This is a genomic window from Nostoc sp. 2RC, from assembly GCF_014222165.1.
Classification (GTDB): Bacteria; Cyanobacteriota; Cyanobacteriia; order Cyanobacteriales; family Nostocaceae; genus Nostoc; species Nostoc linckia.
Genome location: NZ_JACKZU010000181.1, coordinates 1 through 16061, shown reverse-complemented (window position 1 = coordinate 16061; position 16061 = coordinate 1). Strand labels below are relative to the sequence as shown.

The following is a 16061-nucleotide window of genomic DNA, read 5'->3' as shown; positions in this document are numbered from 1 at the left end:
TAAAAAAGTATTGAAAAAAATAAAAAGTATAAATATATACAAAAACGTCTAAAAAATTCTATTTTTTATTTCTTTGGGTATACGTACAATTCAGCAGACATAATGCTACTTTCTTAAGAGTAAGAGAACAAAATTTTCCTGGAAAACAGGATAAAAAGTATTTTTTCAGCCTTGGTCAAGAAAAGTCTGTATGCACTTTTTGGTGGTTAATATTAATCTCCATTTACCCTATATATAATGATGGTGAAATCTCCCAGTTAGAAGTTTATTTAATTGTTGACACAGGAAAAAAGAAGATATAAGATTCATGAAACATGATTAGTGATTTACCCAAGTATTTGACTGTAATTAAATAACTGACGTTGAATGTGAATTAAGTGTTGAAATCCTAAGAATTTGGTTGCTCATTCCAAAACCATGACTTTGAAAAATTTTCAAAACACTTGAGGCATGAGAGACGTTTTTAATTCACATCAGACGCAACTGATGTTTGACTAGGGAGTTGGGCTTTGACGATTTTTGATATCTCAGTCCCTCCAAATCACCTGATCGACGGTGTGTCTACCGATGAGTGAGGTTTAATTGCAGAATAAGTGTCACCAAAATCGGAAACGTTCAAAGCGTCGGGCTATTTACTGTCTCATTCATGAATGCTATTTGCATAGCGTAAGTCAAAAGTACAAATTATATGCAGATCGAGTAGGACAACTCCAACAAAGGGGAATAGGACGCCAGAATGCACTCATTTTAGTGGCAACTAAAACAGCTATTCCGTTAGAAAATGAATGGTTAGAAGCATTTTGGTGCGATCGCTGTCAGGAAACAAAATGGTATCACGTCAAGAAATACGATCGCACCTATGAGGTGGCGATCGCATCCCCACAACTGTGGCAACAAGTAAGTGGTGTAATTCATCCCCAAGGAAACCCTTCCGTAGGAGAGTTTACTAAAAGACAAGCCCGCACAGTCGGCTATAGGTCTAGCAAAGATTTCCGGTGAAGAGTTTAAATCTATCAATACAATTAATATCTTGCCATTATGGAGTCTAAACCAAACTTTGAAGAGATAGATTTTCAAAAATATCTACTCGTTTTACAACGACGCTGGCTTCCTACAGTGGGAATTTTTACAATAGTTACCAGCTTTGCAACCTTATTTGCATTCTCATTGAAAGCATCATATAAAGCAGATGGAAGTTTGTTGATTAGGACAAATGAAACTTCCTCACTCACTGGTTTGGGAGAAGCTATAGGAAAGCTAGAGTCTTTAACTACTACAAATAATCCTTTAGAAACCCAGGCAAAGATTGTAACATCTGTTCCGGTTCTTCAAGAAACTATTAGAACACTTAACCTTAAAGATAATCAAGGTGAACCTTTGAAAATTCGGGATTTTGCTCAAAAACTGAAAATAGAAAATGCCAAAGGAACTGAGATTTTATTAATTTCCTACACAGATAACGATCCAGTTTTAGCTGCCGAAGTTGTCAACCAACTTATGAAAGTTTACATCAGGAATAATATAGAAGCTAATCGAGCTGAAGCTGCTTCAGCCCGGAAATTTATCGGTCAAGAAATACCTACTACTGAAGCGGCTGTCAAAGAAGCCGAGTCGAACCTGCGTAAATTTAAAGAGGAAAATAAAATAATTGCTTTGGAAACAGAAGCATCTATAGCAGTGCAGACAATTTCCAGCTTAGAACAGCAAATTTCTGAAGCTCAAGCTCAATTTGTTAATGTTAATGCCAGGGCACAAAAATTACAATATCAAGCAAGTATTAATTCACAACAATCTGTGACCTTTGCCTCCTTGAGTCAAATACCTGGAATTCAGCAAGTAGTTACTCAACTCCAAGAAGCAGAAGATCAGTTAGCGATTGAGCAAAGCCGTTTGCAGCCAACGCATCCTATGATTATCAACTTGGAAGAAAAAATTACCGCCCTCAACAACTTGCTACAAAATCGCATCAACCAAAATATAGGTAGGAATCAGCAAATTCCTGCGGAAAATTTACAGATAGGAGAACTACGGCAAAGGTTAATTGAAGATTTTGCGCGCACTGAAACCGAACGTGTTGGTTTAGCCAAACAAATTACCGAGCTATCTAATAAGTGGTACGCTTACAAAAAACGAGTAAATGTTTTACCCAGACTGGAACAAACCCAGCGCCAACTTGAGCGAAAGTTGAAAGCAGCTCAAACAACTTACGAAGCGCTATTGACAAAACTGCAAGAAGTCCAGGTAGCAGAGAATCAAAATATTGGAAATGCCCGCATCATCTCACCTGCGTTAATACCAGACCAATCCTCCGGGCCTCGCAAATTGATCATTATAGCGGCCGGTGGAGTTGTTGGTGTGATAGTTGCTCTGATTGCTGCTTTCACTTTAGATCTAATTGACAGCTCGGTGAAGACATTGAAAGAAGCTAGGGAATTATTCCAATACACCCTACTAGGGGTGATTCCTTCAGTGGGTAGGAATATTAAAAGGAATTATCTAGAACAACAAATTCCCAGAATCATTGGTAGAGAAATTCCTCACCATCCTGTTGGTGATGCATACCAAATGCTGCAAGCTAATTTACAGTTTCTCAATTCTGATAAAAAACTAAAAGCGATCGTAGTTACTAGTTCTGTACCTCAAGAGGGCAAGTCTGAGGTGGCTGCAAATTTAGCTGTGACAATGGCTCAATTGGGACAACGAGTACTACTAGTGGATGCCAATATGCGCCATCCCATACAGCATCATATTTGGGAAATAACGAATGCAGTCGGGCTATCGAATGTCATGGTTGACCAAGTTGCTCTGAATGTAGCTATACAGCAACCAATACCAAACCTCTACGTTCTACCTTCGGGAGTTGTACCTCCCAACCCAGTAGCATTGTTAGATTCTCAGAGGATGGCTGGACTAGTCAATTCTTTTACCCAGGAGTACGATTTCGTAATTTTCGATACCCCCCCTCTGGCGGGAATGCTAGATGCTGCGGTTTTAAGTAAATTAGTTGACGGTATCTTGTTGGTAGTTCGTCCTGGAGTGATTAACTATGACACCGCCAATGCAGCGAAAGAATTCCTCAGACAATCAGGGCAACAAGTTTTAGGAATGGTGATTAATGGTATGAATATCAAACGAGAGCCTGACAGTTATTTCTACTATTCTAGAAAATCAATTGAATCAAATGTGTCGCGAAATTCTCTACCTCTAAAATAAAATTGATTGGGGATTATTACAGATATTTCACCTGTTGAAAAAGATAGGTTGGGGAAATAAAAGCTAAGAAAAAAATTTTTACACTTATCTTAAAAAAGCTTTGGCGGACTAATAAAATTGAAATTTTCACCAAGTTGCTTGCATAATGAAGAAAATATTTGAAACAGATTGGTTAGCTTCTCAACCGATTTTTTACAATGAATTAACTGGAAAAGTAAGTGAAAATATCAATGATGTTATAGATTTTAAAAATTTTGATTTTCATCCAGAAGGCTTAAATAACTACCTTGACTTTGGTTATTCTATATTGGAGCAGACTCCGATAAAACACGTTAAATTTCTCAGGCATTCATCTAAATTGCTGATTAATGATAATGGCAAAATTGAAGTGCAATATCTAGACGATCCTGTAGAGAAATGGATCGGTAAAAATGTACAGGAAAATGATGTATTTGACTTACTTAATCAATCAATACGTAATTGGGAAGAATCAGTTGAGGGAGAAATTGTCATTCCAACTAGCGGTGGCTACGACTCTAGATTATTAAATTTTCTGGTAAATAATAAGTCCCGGATTCGTTCTTTTACTTATGGCATTTCAGATAATCAATTAAAATCTTTTGAAGTAGTTTATGCCAAAAAATTATCAGAAATTTTGGGAACTCGATGGGAGATAATTCAATTAGGTGAATTTCATTCATATTTTAAAGAATGGAATGAATTATTTGGAATTTCTACCCATGCACATGGAATGTATCACATAGAGTTCTATCATCAGATGATTTCAAAGCTCAAGGGCAATAATCCTTTTTTGAGTGGAATAGGCGGCGACTGGTGGTCTGGCTTGGTTCCTTATCAAGATAAGATAGTTCACCCGAAAGATTTATATAAAATAGCATATACACATAACTTACATGCTACTAGCGAAGCTTCTTTACTCAAATCAAAACAAGAATTACTGCATAGCTATTATGAATCTCAACGCGAACAATTGCAGGAATGGAATTTTCAAATATTATTGATGGCAAGAATGAAAATAATTTTGATTTCTTATTTAATTAAAGTTCCTAAAATATTATTTGGATTTAATACTTGGGCCCCACTATTAGAGCCAGAAATTGCACTTTCCATACTTGGATTATCTCCTGAACGTCGAAGAAACCGTTTGTGGCAAAAAGATTTTTTTCAACAACATGGTTTAGATTTAGAGTCAAAAAAATTATATTTTAGCCGATACAATACCCTAAATTATCAGGCAATGGAACGAATTCCTTTAAAGCCATTAGATGTTGATTTACTTAGACAAATAATCAAACCAACATACGTCCAGTGGATTAACAATCAAATAACACAACAAAAATTCTTTGATAAGTTTTTATTGAAAATGTATCAAACCCCAAAAATTGGAGGAGCTTTATGGCGATTAGGCATTAAAGATCAACGATTAACAGCCTACGCTGCCTATTTAACTCTTAAGCCTCTGGAAAACTTGCTCAAGACAAAAGAAATGTATGAAAGCGATCGCTATGCCTAATTTTTCATTCTTTGTTAACTAAACCATGAGCAAATTTGAAACTTATGCTCAGCAAATTTAAACTTCAGCAGTTATCACTCCTCAAATCTCGCTCTGGTCTGCGTGCAATTATTACAAATACAGGATGGTTGTTTGCCGATCGCATTCTGCGTATGGGTATAGGTCTAATTGTGGGGGTCTGGGTCGCACGGTATTTAGGAGTACATCAATATGGCCTTTTTAACTATGCCACTGCCTTTGTTACCTTATTCAGTTCATTTGCCACACTAGGGCTAGACAATGTAGTAGTTAGGGACATTGTGCATGATGTATCACATAAAGAAAAAATTTTAGGGACAAGTTTTTGGCTGAAATTATTTGGTGGAGTCAGTTGTTTATTCTTAGCAGTTAGTACCATCTATGTGTTACGCCATGATGACAAAATGACTATCTGGCTAGTAGCAATTTTAGGAACCGCAGGAATATTTCAGGCTTTCGACACCATTGACTTTTGGTTTCAGTCTCAAGTGCAATCGAAGTACACAGTACTTGCTAAAAATACAGCCTTTATTATTACTACTTTAGTCAAAATAGCTTTGATCCAGATGCAAGCATCATTGATTGCTTTTGCCTGGATGACAGTTGTAGAGATAGGGTTAGGTGCGATGGGTTTAGCGATCGCTTACAACATCAAAGGCTACTCGTTCCGATTGTGGCGTTGGAGTTTTCCGGTTGCCAAGACTCTTCTCAAAGACAGTTGGCCTCTGATTCTTTCTGGTCTGACAATCATGATTTACATGAGAATTGACCAGATTATGCTAGGGGAAATAATTGGCGATGGTGCTGTTGGAATTTACTCGGCTGCATCTCGTATTTCTGAAGTTTGGTATTTTATCCCCACAGCAATTGTTTCTTCCGTATCTCCAACAATTTTTGCAGCCAAACAGAATAATGAAGAAGTTTATTATCAGCGCATTAAACAATTATTGGGTCTGATGGTGCTGATTTCTATAGCCATAGCACTACCAATGTCATTCTTATCCGGGCCGATAATTACCATGCTGTTTGGCAATGATTACGCACCTGCGGCCGGCATATTGTCAATTCATATTTGGGCTTCTTTGTTTGTCTTCATCGGAGTAGGGACATCCCCGTGGTTTATTGCTGAGGGTTTGACTCATCTGTCATTACGTAGAACTTTGGTTGGGGCAATTATTAACGTGGTGTTAAATCTATTTTTAATTCCTACTTATGCTGGATTGGGGGCAGCGATCGCTACTGTAATTTCTTATGCATTTGGTTCATTTTTAGTTAATGCTATGCATCCAAAAACTCAGAAAATCTTTAATCTTCAAATTAAATCTATTTTCATATTTCGATAATCTTATTTTTTGATTAACTGGCTTTCAATCATCATCTAATTTGGAGTCAACTAACATGAAATATCAACTTTCGTCCTTAAAAAGAAGCATGTTTGAAACCTTTCAAAATCCTAAATACTCTAGACCAGCATTAAATAACTTAGACCAAAAATTAGAAAAATATCTGAATTTCAAAAATGGTTTTTTTATTGAAGCTGGTGCTAATGACGGTTATACCCAAAGTAATACTTATTATTTAGAAAAGATTTTAGGATGGCGTGGAATCTTAGTTGAAGGAATTCCCAGTTTATATAATAAATGCAAAACTATCAGAAAAAAATCATCAGTATATAACTATGCGCTGGTTGCTAAAAATTTCTCTGATAGTTACGTTGAAATGCATTATGCAAATCTTATGTCAGTAGTGGAAGGTTCTTTAAAAAATTCCAAATCCCAAATCAATCATATAGAAAAAGGATTGAAGCTTCAAGATATTAAACAAACTTATGCTATCAAAGTACCCGCAAAAACTCTTGAATCAATTTTAGATGAATTTTCAGACTTACCCAAAATTGACTTTTTTTCTTTAGATGTTGAAGGTTATGAGGTTAATGTCTTAAAGGGTTTAAATTTAAATAAATACAAACCTCGATATATTCTCGTTGAAGGTATCTTTTTTGATGAAGTCAATTCTTTTTTAGAATCTTCATATCAATTAGTTGAAAAACTCTCGTTCCATGATTATCTTTATCAAATTAAAGAATAGTAAACCATCATCCCATAGTTATGAAAAAACCAGTTGTTTTGATAATTTTTAAGCGCCCAGATACTACTAAAAAAGTATTTGAAGCCATTCGTCAATGGAAACCCAAAAAACTTTTTGTAATTGCAGATGCGGCGCGCACCGACCGTCCGGGTGAAGCAGAAAAATGTGAAGCTACTCGTGCAGTTGTTGAGCAAGTTGATTGGGATTGCGAAGTGAGGGCTAACTACTCTGATGTCAACTTAGGCTGTGCTAAAAGAATTTCCAGTGGTTTAAATTGGGTTTTTGAGCAAGTTGATGAAGCAATTATTTTAGAAGATGATTGTGTACCTCATCCTACATTTTTTCCCTTTTGTGAAGAATTGCTTGATAAATATAAATATGATAATCGAATTGCCTCAATTTCTGGACAAAATGTTCAGTTTGGCCGGAAAAGAACTGATTATAGCTACTATTTTTCACGCTATAACCATTGCTGGGGATGGGCAACTTGGAAACGTGCTTGGCAGGACTTCGACATTTATATGAAGAACTGGCCAGAAATTCAAAAAGAAAATTTTTTAAATGATATATTATTAGACCGCAAAGCAGTTAGTTACTGGCAGAACAGACTTCAGCATGTCTATGATAATCCTTTAAACACAGTTTGGAGTTATCAATGGACATTTGCTTCCTGGATACAAAATCGTTTAGGCATTATTTCTAATGTAAATTTAATTTCTAACATTGGATTTAATACAGACTCCACTAATATTAATTTCAAGCAAAAAAGTCCACACGATAATATGCCCACAGAACCACTGGAGTTTCCTCTCAAGCATCCACCATTTGTATTTCGAGATACTAAGGCAGATGATTTTACCCAAAGGACTTTATTTAATGAAACTCAGTGGCAAATCTTCAAACACAAAATTAAGAAGATGTTAAAAACTTATCAATATTAATCATCAACAAGGCATTTTCATACCCTGGTTACAAACTAACATCGATGGATGTCTATTTTGAGGATCAGTTTAAAAACCCTGGTATATTTCCATGAATGTTTCATCATTCGGTGTTTCTAGATATAGCCAATTAATCAATTCGTTCTACAGGAAATTAGAATACATCTGTATTTTTATATTATTCATTAGTTTCTTTGATACTGATGTATTTTTTCTTCGGGAACCTATCAATATTCTTAGCTATCCAATTATATTTTGTTTAATCATTTTCCGTTGGAAGCGATGCATTTATGTTGGTACGAGAGACATATCTTTACTACTGTTGGTTGGAATTGCATTCGTCTCAATTTTTTGGTCTGATGTTCCAAGCTTTACTTTAGAAAAGTTGAAAGGTCTGCTACGGTCAACTTTGTTTGGAGTATATCTAGCTGCATACTACAAACCTAAAGACTTAATGCAATTACTGGCCTGGATATTTGGCATATTAGCGGTTTTAAATCTAGTGGTGACTTTAGCTATGCCATCCTATGGCATAACTATGATCAATGATGAGTTTTCATGGAAAGGTCTTTCCGCCCACAAACAATATTTGGGTCGCATAATGCTTCAAGGAGCAATCTTATTTTTACTACTGGCTAATACTAATAAGAAATTTCGTTGGATTATGTGGCTTGGATGTAGCCTGACAGTAGTTCTGATAGTACTTTCTAAAAGCAAAACTGCTTGGGTTGGTCTTGCCATTTCACTACTGATTTTACCAACTTTTACAATTGCAAAGTTGTTTCATAAATCTCGTGCCATTATATATTTAATTGTTGTATTAAGTCTTGGCAGTCTCGCCATATTAGCATTTGATAATCAACAAAGTATCAACAGTGCTTGGGAAACAATAATCGTAGATGTTCTCAATAAATCCCCGGATTTAAATGGGCGTGTACCCGTATGGAATTTAGCTATTGAAAGCGGTTTAAAGAGGCCTTGGCTGGGATATGGATATCAAGCATTTTGGGAAACTTCTGAGGGTGCAGCTATTAGAAACGTAACATGGGCGCGTAATACATTAAGTGGTAACTTTCACTCTCACAATGGATATATAGAACTTTTTTTGCAACTGGGTTTTATAGGATTACTACTATTTAGTATTAACTTTTTTACGCTGTTGGTGAGACTGATGAATTTAATTTTCTCAACTCGGAGCATAACAAGTTTTTGGATGCTTGAGTACGTTATACTTATGTTTTTGTTTAATTATACTGATTTACTAACATTTATATCGCCCCACACACTTTGGTCAGTATATATCGCAATCAATCTCTCAACTATCTATTGGCGAAATATGTTTACAGAAAATACAAATATTTCTGAATATAAATTACAAGGATTAGATAATAAATGAAAGTTTTGCTTTTAAATAGTTCTGACTTAAACGGAGGAGCATCTCGCTCTGCTTACCGTTTACACCAAGGATTGATAAGCATTGGTATTAACTCTAAAATGTTGGTGCAAAGTCAAGAGGGTAGAGATTCAACAGTTATTAGTCCGCAAAATAAAATAGGTAAGGAATTTAGTAAGTTAAGACCTCGTTTCGGTAGGTTGCCACTAAAACTTTATCCCAACAAAAAGACATCTGAATATTCTGCTTCATGGCTTTTAGATGGAATTGCTGCCAAAGTTGAAAAGCTTGCTCCTGATGTGATTAATTTGCATTTTATTTGTGAAAGTTATCTGCAAATTCAAACGATTGCAAAATTCAAACAGCCATTAGTGTGGACACTTCATGATATGTGGGCTTTCACTGGTGGCTGCCATTACAATCAAGATTGCGATCGCTATATCAATTCATGTGGAACTTGTCCTCAATTGGGAAGCAACCGTCATTGGGATCTCTCCCGTTGGCAGTGGCAAAGTAAAGCTAAACACTGGAAAAATCTAGATTTCACGATTATTACTCCTAGTATATGGTTAGCAAAAGAAGCTCAAAGTAGTTCTTTATTTAGATCCATGCGGGTAGAAGTAATTCCTTACGGTCTTGATACAAGTAAGTACAAACCAATTAATCGGCAAATAGCAAGAAAACAACTAAATTTACCCCAAGATAAACATTTAGTGCTATTTGGAGCAGTGAATGGTACTAGCAATTACAGGAAAGGATTTCACTTATTGCTACCAGCACTACAAAACTTGAGTAAATCTGGATGGAGCGATCGCTTGGAGTTAGTGATTTTTGGTTCTTCTCAACCTCTGAATCCGCCTGAATTTGGTTTTAAATCTTGTTATTTAGGTAAATTCAATGATGATGTTTCTCTGGCTTTGCTTTATGCCGCAGTAGATGTTTTCATTGCGCCATCAATTCAAGACAATTTACCAAATACTGTAATGGAGGCGTTGGCGTGTGGCACACCCTGTGTTGCTTTCAATATTGGTGGGATGCCAGATATGATTGAACACCAAAGAAATGGTTATTTGGCTCAACCATTTGAAATTGAAGATTTAGCTCAGGGAATTGCTTGGATATTAGAGGATAAAGAGCGACATCAAAAAATATGCGATCGCGCCCGTGAAAAAGTCGAAAAAGAATTTCCTTTAGAATTGCAAGCACGTCGTTATACATCTCTTTATACTAGTCTTTTAAAAGCAGATAAATCAAAATACTGACTAAAATTTTTTGAACAAAATCAATAGATAATGACTTTATTTAAATGCATATTTAAATGAAATAAAATTTGTTATTTTCAAGAGAATCTTAGTGATGATTACATTTTCCAAAAGCAATAATTTAATTAATCTAACTATCAAGCAGATTTACAGCATCACCACAAAATTATTACGCAGCAGTTCGCGAGAACAATGGTTATTACCTTTGATTTTGGAGATACTTAAAGTGCGAATAATCACAAACAACGAACTTAGAACTAACCAGCGAGAATATCATTCAATTGCATTTGGCGATACAGAATATATCAAAACTGGTAACAGTTATGTAATTGGAGAAACTCCAATTGGAATTAGAGATAGATCTAATCAAGAATTTACCTTAGTTAATCCGTGGATATCTGAAGTTGATAATGCTGAATTGGTAGGTTCTAATGCTGTAGGCTTTAATGGGGATGGAAATATTATTTCACCGTCAACTTTGCCACCAAAAGAGCATTTAAATCATAGATTTGAAGGTGGATTACCTATAAAAACTTTATCGATTAAAACTCTACCTGCATTGAAAACCATACAATTAGATACAGCCTGTTCATTAGTTAATCACTGGAGTAAGAATTATTATCACTGGATAGTGGACTGCTTAACACGAATAGAAGGTGTTGAATATTATCAAAAACAAACTGGTTGTAAACCTCTATTAATTATTAATTCTCACCCTACCTCATGGCAAATAGAGTCTCTGAAAATTTTAGGTTATCAACCAGAGGATTATATAGAGTGGAATAGTGCAAAAGCAAAAGTCAAAAAACTAGTTGTACCAAGCTTTCGACGGCAGGGTGAATGGGTAGCACCTAGTTCCTTGCATTGGCTAAGACAACGCATACTTAACAATCTCCCTGCTAGTGAAGTCAATCAAGTATCTTATTCACCAAATATATATATTTCTCGCGCCAAAGCATCAGGTCGCCGAGTAATTAATGAAGATGAAGTCATGAAATTTTTAACACCGTTAGGATTTCTTAGTTACAGTTTGGAAGGTTGGAGTTTTGCAGAACAAGTCAGACTATTTGCCACGGCTAAAAATATTATTGCTCCCCACGGTGCAGGTTTAACAAATATGATATTTTCACCCAAAAACACAACTGTCATTGAATTTGTTACTCCTTGGGTGAGTTCAGGTTATTTTGTGCCTTCACAAATACTTGGCTTTCAACACGGTTGTCTTGAATGTCATCAGCCTTACAGCCAAAAGCTTAGGGAAACAAGAGGTGATTTGATGGTGGATATTGCAAATCTTAAAAGCCTTGTGGAGCAATTTAATCTATAAATTAAATCATAATTTTTCGACATTATTAAAGGAGAATCCATGCCTTTTATAACTGCTACTAATGGTACTATTACAGTGCCTACTGACACACTTGATAATTTGCTTGACAATCAATGTCTTCCTAGTTTAACTCTTGCCAAAATGGATATTGAAGGAGCAGAACTACTTGCTCTCAAAGGTGGCACTTTGCTCCTGAAACAACAATGTCCTCATGTTTGGATTTTAGAGATAAATAATACAGTTGAAAACCTTGGTCATTCACAGCAAGACGTAGTGGATTTTTTAGAGAGTTATGGTTATGGTTTATATCACTATGATGCCGATACCAATCAGATTATATCAATTAATCTGAAGACCAAAACAGGATTGAATATTTTAGCGATCGCAGATGATTATCTTGATTTTGTCCGCCAACGTCTTGCTGATAATTAAGACCAGATAAAATCAATATATTTTTCACTATAAATAACATCATGAAAATTCTTCAGGTTCATAACGCATATCAGCATATGGGTGGTGAAGAAGTTGTTGTGGCTGCTGAAAATCAAATGCTTCAGCAGTATGACCATGAAATTCACCAGTGGATTGTCGAAAATTCCACTATCAGTGATGTTAATTTTTTCACCAAAACCAAAATTGCTAAGCAATCAATTTGGTCTAGTGAATCTTACTTGCAAATCCGTCAAAGATTGCAAGAATTTAAACCCGATATCGTTCATGTTCATAACACTATTCCTTTAATTTCACCTTCTGTGTATTCTGCTTGTGATGATGCAGGCGTTCCTGTTGTTCACACCTTACACAACTACAAGTTGATTTGCCCTGGTGCTTATTGCTTTCGGGATAGAAATGTTTGTGAAGATTGTATCGGCAAAACAATTGCTTATCCTGCTATTATTCATGGTTGCTATCGTAAAAGTACAGCACAAACTACTGTTGCAGTTGCAGGTTTAGTTACTCATAAATTGCGAAAAACCTATGAAAAAAATGTCGATATTTATATCGCTTTGACACACTTTGGTAGGCAAAAATTTATTGAAGGCGGACTACCTGCTGAAAAAATTGCGGTTAAGCCTAATTTTGTAACTTCAGACATTAAACAAGGGGAACATCAGGGTAGATATGTATTGTTTGTGGGAAAATTAGTGCAATACAAAGGAATTGAAACGCTTTTGCAAGCTTGGCATCTTCTTGATGAGCCTATTCCCTTAAAGATTGTCGGTCAGGGGCCTCTAGAAATTTTACTTAAAAGTAATTTACCAAGTGGTGTAGAGTATCTAGGACGTTTACCAAGACAAGATGTTTTGCATCTGATGAAAGATGCTAGTTTTGTTGTTTTTCCTTCTGAATGGTATGAAGGATTTCCTATGACTATTGCTGAAGCTTTTGCAACAGGTAGTCCCGTAGTCACTGGTCGTTTGGGTGCTACCGAAGAAATTGTCAAAGATGGATCTTCCGGCTGGCATTTTACCCCAGGAGATGCTCGTGATTTGGCTCGAACTGTAAAGTTAGCTTGGTCAGATCCTACTGAGTTACGACGTAGAGGTGAGTTAGCTCGAAAACAATACGATGAATGCTATTCTCTAGAAAAAAATTATCAAATGATTATGAGTATTTACGAAACTGCTATTGCTTGGCAAAAAGGTCGTAAATCTTTGTCTGTTTTTTAAAGAGAGAAACTCCAAGCTATTAAACAGAATACATGCGTCAGTCGTCAGAATACAGGAAAGGTATTTTGTGCGACTCGAAGAAACTACGCTATCAGTGCTGGGTCTGAATCCCCTACTGATTAATTCTCAATTCTGAATTCTTATTCAATAACTTTAGTATTGCCTGAAAATGAAAATATCAATCATTACACCAGTCTACAATTCACAAAAAACTCTAGAAAGAACAATTCTGAGCGTGATTAATCAAATTCCCAATTCACAATTGGAGTATATTATTATAGATGGCGGCTCTACTGATGGAACTTTAGAAATAATTCACAGATATGCTAACAAAATAAATATAGTAGTTTCAGAGCAAGATCGAGGCATTTATGATGCCATGAATAAAGGCATATCTCTTGCTACAGGGGACATCATTGGGATTATTAATTCTGATGATTGGTATAACGATGGAGCTTTAAAAAAAGTAGAGGAATTTTTTCGAGAAAATCCACAAATTTCTATTGTACATTCACCTGTAAAAAATTATATAGACGGAGAACACTTAAGTACTTTTGTTCCCGGAAAATTGGAAAACTTGCCTTTCAAGTTCACTGTAGCTCATCCTAGTTGTTTTGTGAAAAAGGAAGTATACCATCGCATAGGTTTATTTGACTTAAATTATCCAATGGCTGCTGATTATGATTTTATATTTAGAGCTTACACCAGTGGATATAAATTTCAACAACTTGATACTCCTTTAGCATCGTTTTCACTGAATGGAACCACGGGTAAACTCACAAATAAACTGAAATTGATTCAAGAAAGTCGGAGTATTTCCACTAAATTTATTACTCAAGCATCAACCAAAATCAAATCCCAGCATCGGGTGTTTTATATAAATTGGTTTTTGCGAGAAATTGTTACTCTTCCTATTAAATACTTCGATCCATTTGTGGCTATCAAAATCAAAGGTTTTTTGAGACACAAAATAGGAAAATTATCCTCAGATGAATATGGAGCGTGGTAATCACTGGATAGTCCCGTTCTTACTTTCCCTTTATAAGTGCTGATTGCAAACGAAAAAAGCAATCAGCACTTTTTTAATGACTTTTCACTCCAACACCAATACAAAGTTATGACTTATTCAACAAGGATCGATATCTGCAATATTCAGATAGATAAGTACTCTTTTGACTGGGTAGTCGAGGCCATCGCACATCAGGCCATCTCACGAGGTACTCCCAAGTATGTCGTAACACCCAATGCACAACATATTGTGGCACTCCAACGTGATGCACGTTTTCGTCGGATATATCAGGATGCTTTTTTAGTAGTTCCCGATGGTGTTCCTCTTTTGTGGGCAGCTAAGTTTTTTAACACACCACTATCTGGTCGAGTCAATGGAACAGACTTATTCGAGCATCTATGCAAAGTTAGTGCTGACAGAGGACTGAAAGTGTTTTTATTAGGTGGTCGTCCGGGAGCTGCAAAGAAGGCCAAAAATGTTCTAGAAACAAGGCATCCCGACCTCAAAATTGTTGGTATTTATTGTCCTTACTACGGATTTGAGTCAGACCCAGAAGAGTTAAAACGAATTAACTCAATTATTCAAGCAGCAGCACCAGACATTTTATTTGTTGGGTTAGGTGCCCCAAAACAGGAGTATTGGATATACGACAATTACCAAAAAGTAGGCATTCCAGTATGTATTGGTATTGGAGTCAGCTTTGAATTAGTTGGTGGAATGGTGAAAAGAGCGCCAAAATTCATGCAAAAAGCTGGTTTAGAGTGGTTTTTCCGGTTGATTATGGAACCTAAACGTTTATGGCAGCGTTATTTCATCGGAAACGCCATGTTTATTGTGCTGGTATTGAAGCAGAAATTCAGGTTGTTGTGGTCTTCTTGAGAGTCAACCTTGTTTTGTTCGTTGACTGTTGACGGTTGACTGTCAACAACAGCAATAGAAGATTTTTTACTTAGAAATCCCTAAATTAGTGTAGTGGTCTATCGCATTAATTTTGCTGGGTTAATAAACGTAGACGCGGAGCGGCTTGCCGCAGGCTACCGCAAAGGGCGCAAAGAGCGCAAAGAAAGAAAAATTAAGAATGAGTTTACCCATCAGAACTAATGCGATGAACCAGTAGTTAGTAGTCTGCCAACCCAAAAATGCTGGGTGGAGGTTGGGTAAAGGTTAATGGTTCGACAAGCTCACCAACCGGGAAAAGGGGAAGGGACAGGACTTACCCACAGGCAACAGAAAATCTAACCACAGAGGACGCAGCGAAAAGTCGGAGCGCCGGCTTCCGGCGTACACCGAAGGGGTTGCCGCAGGCATCTGAACTTTTCAAGACAGAGGACACGGAAGAATAAGAGCAAGAGAGAGTTTTTGCGTAAGTCCTAAGGGATTTAAAACCTTTCCCCTTTCCCCTTTCCCCTTTCCCCTTTAAAGAGCCAAGTTTACTTGGCGAACTGCTAGTTCGCGTTAGAATATTCTTTTTTTGGCAACCCCTTAGAAAAGAGAATTTGACATCCTCTCCCGCTACATTGCGGAGCAATTAGCGGGAGATTCCAACATTACTGTTGGTTTTTCCTCTTTCGATGAGACGATTTATTCTTAGAAGTGACCTTCCGAG

General features: G+C 36.4%; 13 protein-coding genes. All 13 read left to right on the top strand.

What is annotated here, in order from left to right; all coding sequences use genetic code 11:
• The first annotated feature begins 582 nt into the window (after positions 1–582).
• A complete protein-coding gene (locus GNE10_RS36550) occupies positions 583–999 on the top strand; it encodes a hypothetical protein (RefSeq protein ID WP_099071255.1) in 417 nt (138 codons plus the stop codon).
• A gap of 39 nt (positions 1000–1038) precedes the next feature.
• Positions 1039–3213, top strand: a complete 2175-nt coding sequence (locus GNE10_RS19915; protein WP_185566646.1) for a polysaccharide biosynthesis tyrosine autokinase — start codon at positions 1039–1041, stop codon at positions 3211–3213.
• A 145-nt stretch (positions 3214–3358) separates the two neighbouring features.
• Positions 3359–4747 (top strand): hypothetical protein, encoded by a 1389-nt coding sequence (locus GNE10_RS19910; RefSeq protein ID WP_185566645.1) that lies wholly within the window; start codon positions 3359–3361, stop codon positions 4745–4747.
• A gap of 44 nt (positions 4748–4791) precedes the next feature.
• Complete coding sequence (locus tag GNE10_RS19905) at positions 4792–6108, top strand: flippase (protein ID WP_185566644.1); 1317 nt, start codon at positions 4792–4794, stop codon at positions 6106–6108.
• Between the two features lie 55 nt (positions 6109–6163).
• A complete protein-coding gene (locus GNE10_RS19900) occupies positions 6164–6853 on the top strand; it encodes an FkbM family methyltransferase (RefSeq protein WP_185566643.1) in 690 nt (229 codons plus the stop codon).
• 20 nt (positions 6854–6873) lie between these two features.
• On the top strand, positions 6874–7794 hold the full coding sequence (locus GNE10_RS19895; RefSeq protein WP_185566642.1) for a glycosyltransferase family 2 protein: 921 nt from the start codon (positions 6874–6876) through the stop codon (positions 7792–7794).
• 322 nt (positions 7795–8116) lie between these two features.
• Positions 8117–9190 carry an O-antigen ligase gene (locus GNE10_RS19890; RefSeq protein ID WP_185566641.1) on the top strand — a complete coding sequence of 358 codons (1074 nt, stop codon included), beginning with the start codon at positions 8117–8119 and terminating at the stop codon, positions 9188–9190.
• A complete protein-coding gene (locus GNE10_RS19885) occupies positions 9187–10449 on the top strand; it encodes a glycosyltransferase family 4 protein (protein WP_185566640.1) in 1263 nt (420 codons plus the stop codon). The genes GNE10_RS19890 and GNE10_RS19885 overlap by 4 nt, the downstream gene beginning before the upstream one ends.
• 94 nt (positions 10450–10543) lie before the next feature.
• Positions 10544–11776, top strand: a complete 1233-nt coding sequence (locus GNE10_RS19880) for a DUF563 domain-containing protein (protein WP_185566639.1) — start codon at positions 10544–10546, stop codon at positions 11774–11776.
• A gap of 39 nt (positions 11777–11815) precedes the next feature.
• Positions 11816–12208, top strand: coding sequence for an FkbM family methyltransferase (locus GNE10_RS19875; protein ID WP_185566638.1), 393 nt, complete (start codon positions 11816–11818; stop codon positions 12206–12208).
• Positions 12209–12249: 41 nt separating this feature from the next.
• Complete coding sequence (locus GNE10_RS19870; RefSeq protein ID WP_185566637.1) at positions 12250–13446, top strand: glycosyltransferase; 1197 nt, start codon at positions 12250–12252, stop codon at positions 13444–13446.
• A gap of 169 nt (positions 13447–13615) precedes the next feature.
• Complete coding sequence (locus GNE10_RS19865) at positions 13616–14455, top strand: glycosyltransferase family 2 protein (protein WP_185566636.1); 840 nt, start codon at positions 13616–13618, stop codon at positions 14453–14455.
• 108 nt (positions 14456–14563) lie between these two features.
• Positions 14564–15334, top strand: a complete 771-nt coding sequence (locus GNE10_RS19860; protein ID WP_185566635.1) for a WecB/TagA/CpsF family glycosyltransferase — start codon at positions 14564–14566, stop codon at positions 15332–15334.
• Positions 15335–16061: the final 727 nt, after the last annotated feature.

What these genes read in the sequence shown, in the direction of transcription:
- GNE10_RS19915 (WP_185566646.1), top strand. Translation starts at nt 1,039, where the DNA reads ATGGAGTCTAAACCAAACTTTGAAGAGATAGATTTTCAAAAATATCTA.
- GNE10_RS19910 (WP_185566645.1), top strand. Translation starts at nt 3,359, where the DNA reads ATGAAGAAAATATTTGAAACAGATTGGTTAGCTTCTCAACCGATTTTT.
- GNE10_RS19905 (WP_185566644.1), top strand. Translation starts at nt 4,792, where the DNA reads ATGCTCAGCAAATTTAAACTTCAGCAGTTATCACTCCTCAAATCTCGC.
- GNE10_RS19900 (WP_185566643.1), top strand. Translation starts at nt 6,164, where the DNA reads ATGAAATATCAACTTTCGTCCTTAAAAAGAAGCATGTTTGAAACCTTT.
- GNE10_RS19895 (WP_185566642.1), top strand. Translation starts at nt 6,874, where the DNA reads ATGAAAAAACCAGTTGTTTTGATAATTTTTAAGCGCCCAGATACTACT.
- GNE10_RS19885 (WP_185566640.1), top strand. Translation starts at nt 9,187, where the DNA reads ATGAAAGTTTTGCTTTTAAATAGTTCTGACTTAAACGGAGGAGCATCT.
- GNE10_RS19880 (WP_185566639.1), top strand. Translation starts at nt 10,544, where the DNA reads ATGATTACATTTTCCAAAAGCAATAATTTAATTAATCTAACTATCAAG.
- GNE10_RS19875 (WP_185566638.1), top strand. Translation starts at nt 11,816, where the DNA reads ATGCCTTTTATAACTGCTACTAATGGTACTATTACAGTGCCTACTGAC.
- GNE10_RS19870 (WP_185566637.1), top strand. Translation starts at nt 12,250, where the DNA reads ATGAAAATTCTTCAGGTTCATAACGCATATCAGCATATGGGTGGTGAA.
- GNE10_RS19865 (WP_185566636.1), top strand. Translation starts at nt 13,616, where the DNA reads ATGAAAATATCAATCATTACACCAGTCTACAATTCACAAAAAACTCTA.
- GNE10_RS19860 (WP_185566635.1), top strand. Translation starts at nt 14,564, where the DNA reads ATGACTTATTCAACAAGGATCGATATCTGCAATATTCAGATAGATAAG.